The following is a 15,561-nucleotide window of genomic DNA, read 5'->3' as shown; positions in this document are numbered from 1 at the left end:
GCCATGGTCAGATAAGATGAAGAAACTCTGCGCAATAGACACGAAGGCAACTATCGAAGACAAGGATGGAAACCCAAAGATCTCACGGTAGTAAGTTAGCGCGCTCAGCTAGCACTGAGCGCTTACAAAAAAACTATTATGGATATTTATGGTAGCTCGAAGAATCAATAGTTATAAGAATAGTGAGTAAAGTGGTCTGCGTAAAATGTAAGCAGTAGGTCAATATAATTTCTAATTAATTTTTTCATAGAAGTTATCTCCTTTCTGATTTCATATTCATCATACAGAAGTATCGATGGATTTACGTGCCAGAATAGAAGAATTTATAGACAATAATTGCAAGTTCAAAATCGAAGAAGCACGTGTTGATCTATTTGTTTTTCCTATACTCTGAAGGAGATACGCCTTTTATCTTTTGGAAAATACGACTGAAATACAGCGGATTTTCATAACCTACAATCTGAGAAATTTCATTAATGTTATAGTGTCGGTTTTGAAGAAGAATTTCAGCATTACAAATTCGCTTTTGTAAAATAAACTGTTTCGGAGTAATACCAGCATATAGTTTAAACATCCGTATAAACCAACTTGTACTTACGTGATTTTGTGTAGCATAATCATCAATACTGATTGCTTCATTATAATGCTCGCTAAAGTAAGAAATCGCCTTTGCGATTTCTTCTGAAGCTTGTGAATGATCAATAATTGTCGAGCATTTGAAGTGCCGCTGCAGTCGTATGAAAATTTGCCTTAAATACAACTCGAGCATTTCTGGATATCCGTCCTGACACATTTGTAATTCCTTGATCATGGCTTGAAATAAATGTTGATATTCAGATCCGGAACCACAATGAAAGACTTTTTTATCTTTTGTCAATCCATAAGAGCGTAGAAGATTGGTTACGTTGCTTCCGGTAAAGTGTACCCAATACACTTCTGTTTGATCTACCCCATAATATTCGTATTTTTGCGGTTCTTTGGGACGATATAGAACCATATGCCCTGCCTGAACGATGGTATCTTCGTCGCCATCGCCAAAATGAAAATGTGCCTTCCCCGACGCGATGTAAAGTAACTGAAAATCCAGTCTTCCACGTGGACGCCAAGTGGGTAACTTTTGTTTCGTGTATAATCTGTATGTTCCACACATGGTGACGATAAGTGGTTTCGAACTGTCTTTTCTGTCGATAACCGAGTTGTTTAAATATGCACTGTTTATATACATTTTCTCTCCATAATCCGTCAGCAAATGTCTATTGCAAATATTATAGCAAATACGACAAAAAAGAAGAATCAGCAAATACACCTTTGCTGAACATACTGTTTTGTGCATGTTTCAAATGATTTATGATATGGCTTTTTGGAAACGGTTTCTATATTCTATCTTTTGGTAAATTGGCATTTATAGAATATAAAAATAGATGAAGGGGGCCAAATTTCTGATGGATGAAAAAAAGTATTTGAAGTGGTATAACAAGGTTGGCTATGGTTCGGGTGATCTGGCAGGAAATATGGTTTATGCATTCCTTTCGTCCTTTGTAATGTTATACCTTACCAATACAGTGGGGTTAAATCCAGGTATTGTAGGTACTTTAATCATGGTGTCAAAATTATTTGACGGCATAAGCGATATGTTTTTTGGAACCATGATTGACAAAACAAAGAGTAAGCTTGGGAAAGCAAGACCGTGGATGCTTTACGCATATATTGGCTGTGCTGTGACTCTCGTAGCTAACTTCGCAATTCCGAATAGTATCGGAACGACTGCACAGTATGCATGGTTTTTCCTTTCATATACACTTTTAAACGCAGTGTTTTTTACCGCTAACAATATTGCGTAGGCTTCTCTTGTTACGTTCTGCACCAAAAATAGTAAGGAACGTGTCGAAATGGGATCATTTCGCTTTATTTTTGCGTTTTCAACAAGTTTAATCATTCAGTCTGTCACCGTTCAGTTGGTTCGGCACCTCGGCGGCGGTGCTGCTGCATGGAGAACAGTTGCCATCATATATGCCGTTATAGGATTAGTCGTTAATACCATTTCTGTTTTTTCTATTAAGGAGCTGCCTGAAGAAGAATTAAATGCAGGAAAAGAGCATTCAGAAGAAAAATACGGTTTGATTGAAGCTGCAGAGCTCCTCTTTTCAAATAAATATTATCTCATGATTTGTATGACTTATATTTGCCAGCAGATTTACACTGCTATGCTGAATATGGGTATTTACTATATGATTTATATTCTTAAGAATGAAGACTTATATTCTGTATTTTCATGGGCAATTAACATCCCGGTTATTCTTGCGATGTGCATCACGCCAATGCTTGTTGAAAAGATGAAGGGTTTATATCATATGAACCTTGCTGGTTATATCTTAGGAACAGCAGGCCGTATTGGCGTTATTTTTGCCGGTATTATGGGTAGTGTACCGATGATGCTTGCCTTTACAGCAATCGCTGCTTTAGGAATGGCACCTTGGCAGGGGGATATGGGCGCAGTTATAGCGAGCTGTTCTGAGTATACATATCTTACAAAACACAAGCATATTGATGGAACTATGTACTCATGTACGTCTTTTGGAACCAAGATTGGAGGCGGTATCGGAGTTGCTCTTTGCGGATGGCTGCTTGACGCCAGCGGCTTTGTCAAGGAGTCTGCAGTACAGCCGGAATCCTGCCTGAATATGCTTTATGTGATGTATTTATGGATTCCGATGATCCTGTCATTATGTATTACATTCATCATGTCTAAAATGAATGTTGAAGCAGCAAATCAGAAGTTAAGAGCTCAATTGGAGGAATGTTGATATGCACTATGAGGGCATGGAAGAAGTGGTTTTTCCACGCTTCGCATAGATGATGATAGTGTATTCAGAAATGAATAAGCATAAGAGTCTTGTGAAAAAGAAAGGAGCACTATGAACGCTAATATAAAATGGTTGGATAATCCGGAAATATTCCGTGTGAATCAATTGGATGCACATAGCGATCATTCGTACTATGTGGACTATGCGGATATGAAAGAAAAGGATAATCCTTTATCGCAGTCGCTGAATGGTCAGTGGGCGTTTGCGTTTAGTAAAAACGCAGCAAGCAGACCTTGCGATTTTTACAAAGAAGGGTTTGATGATTCTGGTTTTGATAAAATCATGGTACCTGGTCATATTGAATTGGCAGGATATGATAAGATTCGCTATATCAATACCATGTACCCTTGGGAGGGAAAAGAGTACCATAGAGGCGCTTACAGTTTAGAGAGCAGAGGGGCAGAAGCCGGCATGTTCTCAGAAGCAAATTATAATCCTGTAGGATCCTATCTTAAGCATTTCGATTTAAAACCGACCATGATGGGAAAAAGAATACGTATTTGCTTCGAAGGCGTAGAGGAAGCAATGTACTTATGGCTCAATGGTCAGTTTGTTGGTTATGCTGAGGATAGTTTTACACCGTCAGAGTTTGATCTTACGCCTTATATTCGCGAAAAAGATAATGTCCTTGCTGTGCAGGTTCATAAAATGAGTACAGCAGCATTTCTGGAAGATCAGGATTTCTTCCGCTTCTTTGGCATCTTTAGAAATGTCACATTGAAAGCGGTGCCGGATGTTCATATGGAGGATGTATGGTTTCAGCCTGAACTGAATTATGACAATAAGTGTGGTAGTGTTACGGTACGTATGAAGGTATCTGCCACTATGCAGGTCGCTGTAAATGCACTGTTTGTTTTAAGGGATAGAGAAGGTAATGTAGTTGTAGAGAACAGCACTAAATTACACGGTTCAAACGGAAATCTCACAGGTGATATTTACACGGAAACAGGAGTGATTAAATCCTGGGATAATCATCATCCATATCTATATCATGCAACAGTTGAATTGAAAAATGCAGAAAATGGAAATTTATTAGAGATTATCCCGTATGATATTGGCTTTAGAAGAGTAGAGATCATTGATAAAGTCATTTATCTGAATGGAAAGCGTCTTGTTATCACGGGCGTTAATCGCCATGAGTGGAGTCCAAAGACCGGAAGATGTATCGGATTAGAAGAGATGCATTCCGATATAGCCTGCATGCTGAAAAATAATATCAATGCAGTGCGTACCTGTCATTATCCAGATCAAATCCCATGGTATTACCTTTGTGATGAAGCTGGAATCTATGTGATGGCAGAGTGCAATCTTGAAAGCCATGGTACTTTCCAAAAGCTTGGGGCTGTCGAGCCATCTTGTAATGTTCCGGGTTCTATTCCGCAGTGGAAAGAGGCTGTTATGGACCGTGCAAGAACCAACTTTGAAACCTTTAAAAATCATACTTCTATTTTGTTCTGGTCTCTCGGAAATGAGTCCTATGCAGGCGATGATATCGAGGCCATGAACGTGTACTTTAAGAACAAGAAGGATGGCCGTTTAGTTCACTATGAAAGCGCCTACTACAATAGGGCATATGAAGATACAATTTCAGATATTGAAAGTAGAATGTATCCGAAGCCACAGGACGTTGCGGCATATTTAAGCGATAAACCAAAGAAGCCTTACATTCTGTGCGAATTCATGCACGATATGGGTAATTCAATGGGTGGACTTGGCGATTACATGAAACTGATTGATGAGTTTGACCTCTATCAGGGCGGATTTATTTGGGACTTTATAGATCAGGCAATTCTGGTAAAGGACCCAGTAACAGGCCAGGAAGTTCTTCGGTATGGTGGCGATTTTGAAGACAGACCTGCGGATTATGAGTTTTCAGCAAATGGCATTCTATTCGCAGACCGTAAAGAAAAACCGGCAATGCAGGAAGTGAGGTATTACTATGGCTTATACAGATAATGAAAAATTAAGAGTAGTCTATGGCGACTTTACCCTGGGTGTACATGGTGTAGGGTTTGATTATATTTTTTCTTATGCACAGGGTGGCCTTGAATCTATCGTAAAAGATGGATATGAATGGCTTTATCGTTGCCCGAAACCTACGTTCTGGAGAGCCTTGACAGATAATGACCGAGGAAGCAAATTCCATATTAAAAGTGGTAACTGGCTTGCTGCAGATATGTTCATCGATTTTCAGGATGTCAAGGTGATCATGGATGGAGCTGTTCAGAATTGCAAGGCACCGGATAATAACAGCTATGGCGGAGATGTATCAGCAAATGAGATTACTGTAAAGTATCTTTATAAGACTATTTCTATTCCTTCTACGGAGGTTATCGTATCTTACACTGTGAATAAATCTGGAAAAATCAAAGTAGATGTGCACTACAATGGCAAAACAGGGCTTCCTGAATTTCCGGTATTTGGTATGAGATTTATTATGCCAACACTTGCAGATAAGTATATCTATAAAGGCTTATCAGGAGAGACATATCCAGATCGAAAAGCAGGTGCACAGCATGGCGAATTTGAAGTTACGGATCTTAGCTTGACGCCATATATCGTACCTCAGGAATGCGGCATGAGAATGGATACGGAATGGCTTGAAATCACTCGTCATACAAGTATGGATAATAGTAGAATGGAGGCCCCTAATCATAAGCTGCGGATAGAAATGGCCGATACACCATTTGACTTTTCCTGCCTGCCATATACGGCAAGTGAAATTGAGAATGCTTTGCATCATGAAGAATTACCTCCAGCGAGAAGAACTGTATTGTGCATATATGGCGCAGTTCGCGGTGTTGGTGGTATAGACAGTTGGGGAACCGATGTCGAAGATGCTTACCATATCAGTGCAGAAAAAGATATCGATTATTCGTTCTATATCTGCTGATAAGGAAGGGCATAGTTATTCTGATTTCAGCACTGATTTTATAAAACGTAAGAAACCAAAGATGACCACATAGGCGGAAGGAGCTATTACGAGTGTTATTGGTGTATGAAAACAAACAACAAATGGTATCGGTAGAGTGGAAAACGCCTGTTCATATGCCACCGCATCTACACGAGGCAATTGAAATTGTCTATGTAACGGAAGGATGTATTGAACTTGGTGTTGGTCAGGAACTGTATCATATGGAAAAAGGGGATTTTGCAATCGTATTTCCGAATGTGATACACCATTATCAAGTCTTTAATCAAGGAAAAAATAGGGTTATATATCTGTATTTGGATCCATCCATAGTACCTTCTTATTACAAAGAAGTTCAGATGTATAGCCCTAAGTATCCAGTAATAAAAAGTCAGCATGTTCATCCGGATGTTGTCAATGCTATAAGATTTCTGATGAACAAAAACGACCAAAGCCCATTACTGATGAAAGCATATGTACATATGATACTGGCACATGTCTTTACCGAGATGCCAATGATTGACAAGAATGCAATTGGAAGTGATGACTTAATTTATAGTTCGGTAGCATATGTAGCTAAAAACTATGGTTCGCAAATAACACTCGAAAAGATGGCAAATGATTTAGGTGTAAGTAAGTATGTTTTATCAAGAATGTTTGCAAAGACATTTCACTGCAATTTTAGTAAATATGTGAACGGAGTTCGCTTGAATAATGCAGTTACTGAATTGGAAAATTCACAGGATTCAATTACAAATATTTGCTTGAATTGTGGTTTTGAAAGTCAAAGAACATTTAATCGAGTGTTTAAAGATAGATATAAACTGACACCTCGAGAATACAGGAAAAAAATGGAGTGTGTAGATAACCGGTCCGATTCCGGTTGCCAGCTTTCTTTATAGGGTGAGATATGTGTACCCCTTCATAACCCGGAAATGACGTAGATGCGTCGTTTCCGGGTTTTTTTAATTTCATGACCTGCCACTGTCTGGATCCGTTTGAAAGCATCATTAAATAGACAAAATATGTTACTATCCACCGAGCCACGCCTTGATTTAACTACGTTTGAATAGTAACCAAAATATGGATAACTGATAACTGATAACTGATGCCCTGAAATGTAAAATATTCTTGACATAATGACATGTTCTATTATATGCTGTGAATGTAAGATATAATTTACATTATGTCAGAAGGAGGACGACGGATATGTCAGAGATTTTTTCATTCACGGCTGCATTTATCGTGGTTCAGATATTCAAGATCATCATGTTTAAGAAGGATAAGGATTACAGTGGCTATGATGAGCGGCAGGAGCTGATTCGAGGAAGAGCATTTCGTTACGGCTTTTTGACATTGGCCTTCTCGCTTGCGGCTGTGGTGCTGTGGGAGGAGTGCGTCGGTGCACTGCCGATCGAGTTTTCACTTCTCATGATGGCCTGCCTTATGGTGGGATGTCTGGTGGTAATCCTCTATGACATCTGGAAGGATGCATACTGGGGCATCCGGCAGGCATCTGGCTCAAACACCGCGATCGTACTCATGGTGGCGGTGATGGTGATGCAGTACCTCGGTTTCCAGGGGCATGTGAAGCTCGGCGACGTGATCGTGCATGGCGTCCTCACCTGGGATGGCGGCCTCTGTCTGCTGATTTTCGTGTTCTTTGCGCTGATCATCGTGAATCTGCTACTGAAAGCGTGGATGGATAAACGGGGAGGTTCGGCGGAATGAAGAACCTGAAGATGAAATCGGCACGGGCGGCGCTGGACCTGTCCCAGCAGCAGCTGGCAGATCTCGTCGGTGTGTCGCGACAGACCATTAACGCCATCGAAAAGGGCGATTATAATCCGACGATCCGACTCTGCATCGCGATCTGCAAGGCACTGAACCGGACACTGGATGAACTGTTCTGGGAGGCGTGAATGGAAACAATCAGATTTCAGATACATAAAGAAAAGCATAAGCTGTACTCAGCGATGAGAGAGGAGAGGACGATGAGTGAAGAAAGATAGGCTATTATTTTTAGTAGTTTAACAGGTAATACAAGAAAACTTGCGGATACGATCCATGAGACACTGCCGGCAGCGCTGTGTGATTATTTCGGCGAAGCGAAATCTGCAGAAACGAACGCAGAATTGGTCTATGTGGGCTTCTGGACGGATAAGGGAACGGCGGATAAGGCGTGCTTAGAGCTTCTCAGAAAGCTTCGAAATAAAAAAATTTTTCTATTTGGAACCGCGGGCTTCGGTGGGAGCGAAGCGTACTATCAGAAGATTCTTACCAATGTACATGCCGCCATCGATGGAAGTAACACCGTCGTCGGAGAGTACATGTGCCAGGGTAAAATGCCTCAGTCTGTACGGGACCGCTATGTGAAGATGAAGGAAATGCCAGATGCAAAGCCGAATCTGGATGCGCTGATCGCGAACTTCGATCGAGCACTTTCACACCCGGACGAGGCAGATCTGAATGACCTTCGAAGAAAGATTACAGGATGAGGCATTCCCCCCGGAATCAGTAAACACAAATAAGGATGACCGGAAAGCCGCCGTTAAAATGCCGGATAGAGTAAAACAGTGCCGGATACGAATGGTAAAATGATGAGTTCCAGATCGACACAAAAAGTTCACAAAATAATTAGCACTCTCCTCTTGAAAGTGCTAACAAAACGAGTATTATGTTAGTTGTAAGGAGAAAAGGAACAGAAAGCAAAGGAAAAGCAATCCGAAAGGAAGCGCATTCCGAGCCGGTGGTTTCGAAACTCTGAAACATAAAGCATTCGGCGATGGGACAGAATCCCGGAGTCCGGTTATACAGGAGGTAAGTGATTATGATGTATATGCCTAGTATTTTCGGTGAGAACTTAATGGATGATTTCTTTAATGATACAAGCTGGCTTGGTTATGAGCCTGCCTACAGCAAGTCGACAGCGAATCTCATGAAGACGGATATCGAGGAGCATGAGAACAACTACGAGATGAAGATCGATCTTCCGGGCTTCAAGAAAGAAGATCTGAAGCTTCAGCTGAAGGATGGTTATCTGAACATCTCTGCTTCGCATAATGAGAACAAGGATGAGAAGGATAAGAGCGGCAAGGTCGTTCGCCAGGAGCGTTACACCGGCTCGATGCAGAGAAGCTTCTACGTCGGTGAGAATGTAAAGCAGAGCGACATCGCTGCGAAGTTTGAAAATGGTGTTCTGGCACTGACCGTTCCGAAGGTGGAGCCGAAGAAGGAAGTGCCGGAAGAGAAGTACATCGCTATCGAGGGCTGATTCCCTCGCGGGCGGTGTCCCGATGGCGCAGGTGGATGGTCGTGTGGTCCTTCGCGGGCGGTGTCCCGATGGAGACATTGGCCTCCATCCGTAAGTTCTGAACTACATCCAGAGCTGCTCTACAGTTCTCTCTGAGAGCTGGAAAACAGAGCGGTTCGCATCCGTTCGATGAACGGACAGGAAGAACCAGAAGTAAATAAACAGGAGGATATGAATATGTTTATGCCTAGTGTATTTAGTGATGGTGATGATGTGATGAATGAGATGATGAACGAGTGGGGTAATGACTGGAATAAGAACTTCTTCGGTAAGCACAATCCACTGTTTGGTAAGCGTGCACGGAACCTGATGAAGACCGATGTGAAGGAAACCGATAACAGCTATGAGCTGGAGGTCGATCTTCCGGGCTTCAAGAAGGATGAAGTAAAGCTTCAACTGTCCGATGGCTATCTGACCATCTCCGCGGAGAAGGGTCTCGACAAGGACGAGAAGAAGCACGGCAGACTGATTCGCCAGGAGCGTTACGAGGGTGCGATGCAGCGGTCCTTCTATGTAGGTGATGGACTTACGGAGGACGATGTGAAGGCATCCTTTGCAAATGGTGTGCTGAAGATCAGTCTTCCGAAGGCAGAAGCGAAGAAGGCACTGCCGGAAGAGAGCTATATCGAGATCGAGGGATGATACCCGAAAAGCAGTTGCCCGATGAATGCAGGGTGCTTCAGTGAGTGGCTGCACGAACATCTATAGAATGCCCAGACCCTGCGAGGCAGAAATCGCAGTTCATATATACACAATCACTTAAGCCGGGTGGACACGTAAAGTGCCCGCCCGGTTTTTGTTTAATAAAAAACGACTGGATACACGGTGTATCCAGCCGGTTTTTTCATTACAGCTCTGCGATCGCCTCAATCTCACAAAGCACGCCCTTCGGCAGGGTCTTGACGGCGACACAGCTGCGTGCCGGCTTCGAGCTGAAGTACCGCTCGTAAACCGCATTGAAGGCCGCGAAGTCGTTCATGTCTGCGAGGAAGCAGGTGGTCTTGAAGACCTTCTCGATGCTGGTGCCTGCAGCTTCCATGATGGCAGCTACATTCTTGCAGCTCTGTGCAGCCTGTCCCTCGATATCCTCGCTCTCTACAGCGCCGGTCGCCGGATTCACCGGAATCTGACCGGAAGCAAATACGAAGTTACCTACGATTTTCGCCTGGGAATATGGTCCGATCGCAGCCGGAGCGTCGGTAGTGTGTACAGTTGTCATAATAGTAATCCTCCTTAAGATTTGTATACATTATAGCGAAATATGGTCCGTTCTGCAAAGAGAATCCTACTTCCGCGGCTTCTCTTTGGCCTTATTCCCAGTTCTTCCAGACATCCGGCTGATACCCCACGGTGGCCTGGCGGCCATTCCGTACGATCGGTTGCCTCAGCACCATCGGATTTTCGAGTACCTTTTCGAACTTATCTTCCGGCGCGAGATATTTGATCAGCAGATACGCTTTCTGGTCCTTCGTCTTCTCATCGAGAAGCTCTTCTAAGCCACCGACCGCCTGAAGGACCGAATTCAGTTCGCCTTTACTGAGACCCTTCTCTTTCATATCGACGGACTGGAATTTGATCCCGCGCTCCTTAAAAAAGCGCTCTGCTTTTCTGGTGTCGGCACTTTTCTTCGTGCCGAAAATCTGTATATTCATCGAATTCCCTTTCTTCTATGCATTCGTTTTTCTACTTGTGTTTTAATCCGCTTTCCTGGTCGACACCGTAGAGTTATTTATAGACATCTGAGTATCTCCACTGCGCGCCGGATTTCCGCTTCGTCTGTCCGGTAGAGCTCGAATTCACTGATACCCTCGAGGCCCATATGGACATGTTCATTCCGGTAGCGCATGCCACTCGAAAGGATTTTCTTGCCCGACATATGAAAAGCGTGGGCACCGGTCATACCCGCGATTTCGGCAATGTTGTCGGCCTTTACGCCGCCACCGACCAGGATCGTCGGATTCTCTTCCGACATCAGTACGAGCTTCCGCAGCAGCGCGATTCCCGTCTGTGCGTCGCCTTCCTGCCCGGAGCTGAGGATCGTATCGATACCGAGGTCGGTTGCTTTTTCGTAGCAGGCGATCGGATCCGCGCATACATCGAAGGCCCGGTGCAGGGTGATGCCACAGCGACCGTCCGTCGCATCGATCATGCCGCGCATCTGCGCTTCGTTCAGGCCGCCATCCGCCTGCAGGCTTCCGATGACGACACCATCGGCGCCAGCATTGGCAAAAAAGCGGATATCCGCGCACATCTGCTGATATTCATATGCCGTGTACAGGAAGTCACCGAATCGCGGACGAATCAGGACCCGGATCGGAAGCCCGGTTTCCTGCTGCACCTGCCGAAACAGAGTGTAGCCCGGCGTGGTGCCACCGATGATGAGGCTTGCGCACAACTCGAGCCGCGTCGCACCGCCGGCCTTCGCAGACAGCGCAGATTCTACACTGTCGACACATACTTCCAGGATATAGTCCGTCATCATCACTCCTCCGAATTGATTTTCTCCATAACGTCCTGAAATGAGCATACTCCCACAGGAGTAGTCTTGCAAGTCTCTTCAGCGTATCGAAGAAGCATATGAGATACGCTTTTACCGTTAGCATCATTTCCATTTTAGGCTGTTTTGATGCAGCATTATGATCCTCGGCCCCTCTTACCGTGGGATACCAGCCGGACGTCTGGCAGAACTGGGCATGACGAAAGCAACGCAGTTATACGAGCATAATGAAAGCCGGCGCGTTCGCGCCGGCTTCTCTTCATAAAAAACGTATTTATCTTTCGCCAGGCATCTTCCAGCCGTGGTGATCGGTGTGGAGCAGGTGCTCAGCACGCTCACTGAGCGGCTTCTCGAGATACTCCTCATAGCAGCGGATCACATCTGGATTCTCGTGGCTGAAGCGAAGAGCACCGGCTGCATCCTGTGCATACAGCGTCTTCGCACGCTCCGGCGCCATCTCGACGCTGTCGTGGATCGGCTGTCCGCCGCCACCGACGCAGCCGCCAGGGCAGGCCATGACTTCGACGAAATCATACTCGACGGTCTTCTTCCGAAGTGCATCGAGGAGCTTTGCCGCATTGCCGAGGCCGTTTACGACCGCGACACGTACCGGGATACCCTTGATGGCGAAGGTCGCTTCCTTCCAGCCTTCCTGACCACGGACATCATGGAACGCATCCGGATCCGGATTCTCGCCAGTTACACTGTGGTAAGCGGTACGAAGCGCAGCCTCCATGACACCACCGGTGGAGCCGAAGATATTGGCTGCACCGGAACCCGCAGAGAACGGATTATCCAGCTCGATCTCGTCGATCTCACCCGGCGCGATGTTCTCCATACGCAGGAGACGGTTCACCTCACGGGTCGTCAGTACGACATCGACATCCGGATCCCCCTGGTCGTTCCGCATCGTCTCATAGCCACACTCGGCCTTCTTCGCAAGACATGGCATGATGGATACACAGTAGATGCGAGACGGATCTACGCCGAGCTTCTCCGCGAAGTAGCTCTTGATGATCGCACCGAACATCTGCTGCGGTGACTTCGAGGTGGAGAGCTGGTCAACGAAATCCGGGTAGTGTGCCTTGCAGAAGCGGATCCAGCCAGGGCAGCAGCTCGTGAACATCGGGAACCTGTTTTCTTCCTTATGCGTCAGCTTCTCGAGGAACTCCGTCGCCTCCTCCATGATGGTGAGGTCGGCGGACCAGTTGGTGTCAAATACATAGTCGAAGCCGGTGATCTTCAGCGCAGCGGCGAGACGCTTCACGGTCGCCTGCTCCGGGGTGAGACCGAAGCCCTCGCCCCAGGCCGTACGAATCGACGGTGCGATCTGTGCGACCACGATCTTATCCGGATTCTCGAGCGCGTCGAGGATGTCGTGGGTGTCATCCCGCTCACGCAGTGCCGCAGTAGGGCAGTGGGTGATGCACTGGCCGCAGAGCGCGCACTTACTGGTCTCGAGATCATAGGCATCCTTCACATCGACGGTACTCTGGGAACCGGTATTGATGACATCCCAGATATGGCTGTCCTGCACCTTATCACAGATCTGTACGCAGCGCATGCACTTGATGCACTTGTCGTAATTCCGGATCAGCGGGAAGTTCAGCGAGCTGCGATGTTTCTTCGGCAGCTGCTTCTCAAACGGGATGCTCAGGATATTTAGATCATTCGCCACCTTCTGCAGCTCACAGTTTCCGGAGCGCACACAGATCGCACAGTTCGTGTCATGCTGGCTGAGGATCAGCTCCACATTCGCGCGTCGCGCGAGACGTGCCTTCCGGGAGTTCGTATAGACGACCATGCCCTCGGTCACGGTGTTGTTGCAGGCGGTCATCAGACGCTCATAGCCCTCGACCTCGACGACGCAGACTCTGCATGCCGCAATTTCGTTGATATCCTTTAAGTAGCACAGTGTCGGGATGTGAATGCCCGCAGCGGCGGCAGCATTCAGTATGGTGGTCCGCTCCGGGACCTGGACAGCTCTGCCATCAATCGTACAATTTACCATTTCGTATCTCTGCCTCCCTTTAAGATGCCATAGCCGAAGTGATCACAGTGCAGACATCTCGAGGACTCCTGCAGTGCTTCCTCCTCCGTCATCGGACACTCCATCAGCTTAAAATCACATCTGCGCTCATCCGCCGGACGCTCTACCATGTTCACACGGCCGAGTGCCTTATGATCGTCGAAACGAATCGGCGGCAGCACGACGTCCGTCGTGATCTCATGGTTGAATCCGAGGTATTCGTCGATATTGGCGGCCGCTACCTTTCCGGCTGCGATCGCACGGATGACGGTCGCCGGACCAGTCACGCAGTCACCACCTGCGAAGATGCCTTCATTGTCCGCGATATCTGAGGTATCGAAGGCGGAGATACGGCCCTGCTGAACCGGGATACCGAACTCGCCGAACTTGCCGGACTCGATACCCTGACCGATCGCCACGAGTACACGGTCGGCCGGAAGCAGCACCTCGTCCTTCGTGCTGTTCTTCGGAGATGGACGACCACCCTTGACCGCACCCGGGATCTGCGGCTTCACGATGAGGCCGGTGCAGCGATTCTCAGCATCCTTCTCGATGCGTACCGGTGCGTTCAGCTCGACGATCTCCACACCGTCGGCGATCGCACCCTCGACCTCCTCTGCGAGGGCCGTCATATCCTGCTTCCGACGACGGTACGCGACCTTGACCGACTTCGCATGGCAGCGGATCGCAGAACGTGCGACGTCCATCGCGACATTACCACCACCGACGACGACGATATCCATGCCGGTGAAATCAGGGTAGTGGTCATCACCGATCGCACGGAGCATCTCCACCGCGGAGATGACGCCCTCGGCATCCTCGCCCTCGATACCGATCTTCCGGTCGGTATGTGCACCGATGGCTACATACATCGCGTCATACTGACTGCGAAGCTCTGCCACGGAAATGTCGCGGCCGATCGAGATATCCGTCTTCGTTTCGAACCCTGCGAGCTTCAGACCCTCGATCTCGCGATCCAGGATCTCACGCGGGAAACGATAGGCCGGAATACCATAGCGCAGCATACCGCCGAGCTGCTTCCGCTGCTCAAACACGGTAACCTCATGGCCCATGATGCTGAGATAGTAGGCACAGCTGAGACCGCTCGGACCACCGCCAATGACAGCCACCCGCTTGCCGGTCGCCGGCATTCGCTTCGGCGCAGGGATGGTATCCTCATGCTCGACCGCGAAGCGCTTCAGTCCACGGATGTTGATCGGATCGTCTACGAGAGTACGACGGCAGCGAACCTCACACGGATGCTCACAGATGAGGCCGCAGGTCGCCGGCATCGGGTTATCCTTACGGATCAGCTGCACCGCATCCTCATAACGCTTCTCATGGATGAGGGCAATGTAGCCTGGGATGTCCACATGTGCCGGGCACTGCCATACACATGGCACCGGCTGGCTGTGCATGCTCTTGCAGCGGCCATGCTTGATATGCTCCACATAGTCATCGCGGAAGCCGAGCAGTCCCTCGAGCACCATACGTGCCGCCTCGGAACCGATCGCGCAGTCCGCCGACATATAGATACTCTCTGCCGTGTCCTCCAGCACCTTCAGTGTAAACATGTCCGCCGTACCATCCAGCACCTGTCCGATCAGTGCTTCCAGCTGGCCGAGGCCGACACGGCATGGTGTACACTTACCGCAGGACTGGGCATGGCAGAGGTGCAGAAATGAAGACGCGAGATCTACAGGGCAGAGTCCCGGCTGGGCCGCCTGAACGCGACGCTCGAGATCCTTGTAGAGAGACTCCACCGTTTTCTCGGCTTCATTCTTCGTAAAAATGGTCAATCTACTCATATTCTATGTCCTTTCAAAAATTGATACTCCATCCTTCACCCAAGGATACAATTGTGTAGATTATAGCATATTCGTGCATGTTTTTGAGAATTTCGGTTCACGTTTTATAGAATATTGACATGCGAATCACGAATCGCAA

Annotated in this window: 14 protein-coding genes and 1 pseudogene; 9 read left to right on the top strand and 6 right to left on the bottom strand. The window is 47.0% G+C overall.

All coding sequences use genetic code 11. The features are described from left to right. Window positions 1-370 precede the first annotated feature (370 nt). Window positions 371-1,225, bottom strand: coding sequence for an AraC family transcriptional regulator (locus ACTNC3_RS04730; protein ID WP_441226639.1), 855 nt, complete (start codon window positions 1,223-1,225; stop codon window positions 371-373). A gap of 217 nt (window positions 1,226-1,442) precedes the next feature. Between ACTNC3_RS04730 and ACTNC3_RS04725 the strand changes: the two are divergent. The 9 genes and pseudogenes from ACTNC3_RS04725 (at window position 1,443) to ACTNC3_RS04685 (ending at window position 9,730) form a co-directional block, all read left to right on the top strand. Then, a pseudogene (locus ACTNC3_RS04725) lies at window positions 1,443-2,804 on the top strand (MFS transporter). Window positions 2,805-2,915: 111 nt separating this feature from the next. Further along, on the top strand, window positions 2,916-4,820 hold the full coding sequence (locus tag ACTNC3_RS04720) for a glycoside hydrolase family 2 TIM barrel-domain containing protein (protein WP_441226638.1): 1,905 nt from the start codon (window positions 2,916-2,918) through the stop codon (window positions 4,818-4,820). Further along, window positions 4,804-5,757: a beta-galactosidase small subunit gene (locus ACTNC3_RS04715; protein ID WP_441226637.1), complete on the top strand. Its 954-nt coding sequence runs from the start codon at window positions 4,804-4,806 to the stop codon at window positions 5,755-5,757. Before ACTNC3_RS04720 ends, ACTNC3_RS04715 begins: the two co-directional genes overlap by 17 nt. A 92-nt stretch (window positions 5,758-5,849) precedes the next feature. After that, window positions 5,850-6,677, top strand: a complete 828-nt coding sequence (locus ACTNC3_RS04710; protein WP_441226636.1) for an AraC family transcriptional regulator — start codon at window positions 5,850-5,852, stop codon at window positions 6,675-6,677. Window positions 6,678-6,984: 307 nt separating this feature from the next. Continuing rightward, on the top strand, window positions 6,985-7,506 hold the full coding sequence (locus ACTNC3_RS04705) for a hypothetical protein (protein ID WP_441226635.1): 522 nt from the start codon (window positions 6,985-6,987) through the stop codon (window positions 7,504-7,506). Further along, a complete protein-coding gene (locus tag ACTNC3_RS04700; RefSeq protein WP_441226634.1) occupies window positions 7,503-7,697 on the top strand; it encodes a helix-turn-helix transcriptional regulator in 195 nt (64 codons plus the stop codon). Before ACTNC3_RS04705 ends, ACTNC3_RS04700 begins: the two co-directional genes overlap by 4 nt. Window positions 7,698-7,790: 93 nt before the next feature. Next, window positions 7,791-8,273 (top strand): flavodoxin family protein BilS, encoded by a 483-nt coding sequence (bilS, locus tag ACTNC3_RS04695; protein ID WP_441226641.1) that lies wholly within the window; start codon window positions 7,791-7,793, stop codon window positions 8,271-8,273. Between the two features lie 335 nt (window positions 8,274-8,608). Continuing rightward, the gene (locus tag ACTNC3_RS04690; protein WP_410044014.1) at window positions 8,609-9,049 is read left to right on the top strand and encodes an Hsp20/alpha crystallin family protein; all 441 of its coding nucleotides are present in this window, start codon (window positions 8,609-8,611) and stop codon (window positions 9,047-9,049) included. 264 nt (window positions 9,050-9,313) lie between these two features. Continuing rightward, the gene (locus tag ACTNC3_RS04685) at window positions 9,314-9,730 is read left to right on the top strand and encodes an Hsp20/alpha crystallin family protein (RefSeq protein ID WP_410044015.1); all 417 of its coding nucleotides are present in this window, start codon (window positions 9,314-9,316) and stop codon (window positions 9,728-9,730) included. 205 nt (window positions 9,731-9,935) lie between these two features. Here ACTNC3_RS04685 and ACTNC3_RS04680 read toward each other — a convergent pair whose 3' ends face one another. The 5 genes from ACTNC3_RS04680 to ACTNC3_RS04660 all read right to left on the bottom strand — a co-directional run bounded on the left by ACTNC3_RS04680 (window position 9,936) and on the right by ACTNC3_RS04660 (window position 15,422). Next, a complete protein-coding gene (locus ACTNC3_RS04680; RefSeq protein WP_410043983.1) occupies window positions 9,936-10,307 on the bottom strand; it encodes a RidA family protein in 372 nt (123 codons plus the stop codon). A gap of 91 nt (window positions 10,308-10,398) precedes the next feature. Then, a complete protein-coding gene (locus ACTNC3_RS04675) occupies window positions 10,399-10,740 on the bottom strand; it encodes an arsenate reductase family protein (protein WP_441226633.1) in 342 nt (113 codons plus the stop codon). Window positions 10,741-10,817: 77 nt separating this feature from the next. Continuing rightward, window positions 10,818-11,570, bottom strand: a complete 753-nt coding sequence (locus tag ACTNC3_RS04670; RefSeq protein WP_441226632.1) for a copper homeostasis protein CutC — start codon at window positions 11,568-11,570, stop codon at window positions 10,818-10,820. Window positions 11,571-11,859: 289 nt separating this feature from the next. Further along, on the bottom strand, window positions 11,860-13,596 hold the full coding sequence (locus tag ACTNC3_RS04665) for a [FeFe] hydrogenase, group A (protein WP_441226631.1): 1,737 nt from the start codon (window positions 13,594-13,596) through the stop codon (window positions 11,860-11,862). After that, window positions 13,590-15,422, bottom strand: a complete 1,833-nt coding sequence (locus tag ACTNC3_RS04660; protein WP_441226630.1) for an NAD(P)-binding protein — start codon at window positions 15,420-15,422, stop codon at window positions 13,590-13,592. The genes ACTNC3_RS04665 and ACTNC3_RS04660 overlap by 7 nt, the downstream gene beginning before the upstream one ends. Window positions 15,423-15,561 lie beyond the last annotated feature (139 nt).

It is taken from the genome of Oribacterium sp. HCP3S3_B9, assembly GCF_052064255.1.
Classification (GTDB): Bacteria; Bacillota; Clostridia; order Lachnospirales; family Lachnospiraceae; genus Oribacterium.
The sequence above is the reverse complement of the archived record's forward strand: the minus strand, read 5'-3'. Positions and strand labels throughout refer to the sequence as shown.

Coding starts and splice junctions, on each gene's coding strand:
- ACTNC3_RS04700 (WP_441226634.1), top strand. CDS start 7,503: ATGAAGAACCTGAAGATGAAATCGGCACGGGCGGCGCTGGACCTGTCC.
- ACTNC3_RS04730 (WP_441226639.1), bottom strand. CDS start 1,225: ATGTATATAAACAGTGCATATTTAAACAACTCGGTTATCGACAGAAAA.
- ACTNC3_RS04720 (WP_441226638.1), top strand. CDS start 2,916: ATGAACGCTAATATAAAATGGTTGGATAATCCGGAAATATTCCGTGTG.
- ACTNC3_RS04715 (WP_441226637.1), top strand. CDS start 4,804: ATGGCTTATACAGATAATGAAAAATTAAGAGTAGTCTATGGCGACTTT.
- ACTNC3_RS04675 (WP_441226633.1), bottom strand. CDS start 10,740: ATGAATATACAGATTTTCGGCACGAAGAAAAGTGCCGACACCAGAAAA.
- ACTNC3_RS04660 (WP_441226630.1), bottom strand. CDS start 15,422: ATGAGTAGATTGACCATTTTTACGAAGAATGAAGCCGAGAAAACGGTG.
- ACTNC3_RS04670 (WP_441226632.1), bottom strand. CDS start 11,570: ATGATGACGGACTATATCCTGGAAGTATGTGTCGACAGTGTAGAATCT.
- ACTNC3_RS04680 (WP_410043983.1), bottom strand. CDS start 10,307: ATGACAACTGTACACACTACCGACGCTCCGGCTGCGATCGGACCATAT.
- ACTNC3_RS04685 (WP_410044015.1), top strand. CDS start 9,314: ATGATGAACGAGTGGGGTAATGACTGGAATAAGAACTTCTTCGGTAAG.
- ACTNC3_RS04690 (WP_410044014.1), top strand. CDS start 8,609: ATGTATATGCCTAGTATTTTCGGTGAGAACTTAATGGATGATTTCTTT.
- ACTNC3_RS04665 (WP_441226631.1), bottom strand. CDS start 13,596: ATGGTAAATTGTACGATTGATGGCAGAGCTGTCCAGGTCCCGGAGCGG.
- ACTNC3_RS04705 (WP_441226635.1), top strand. CDS start 6,985: ATGTCAGAGATTTTTTCATTCACGGCTGCATTTATCGTGGTTCAGATA.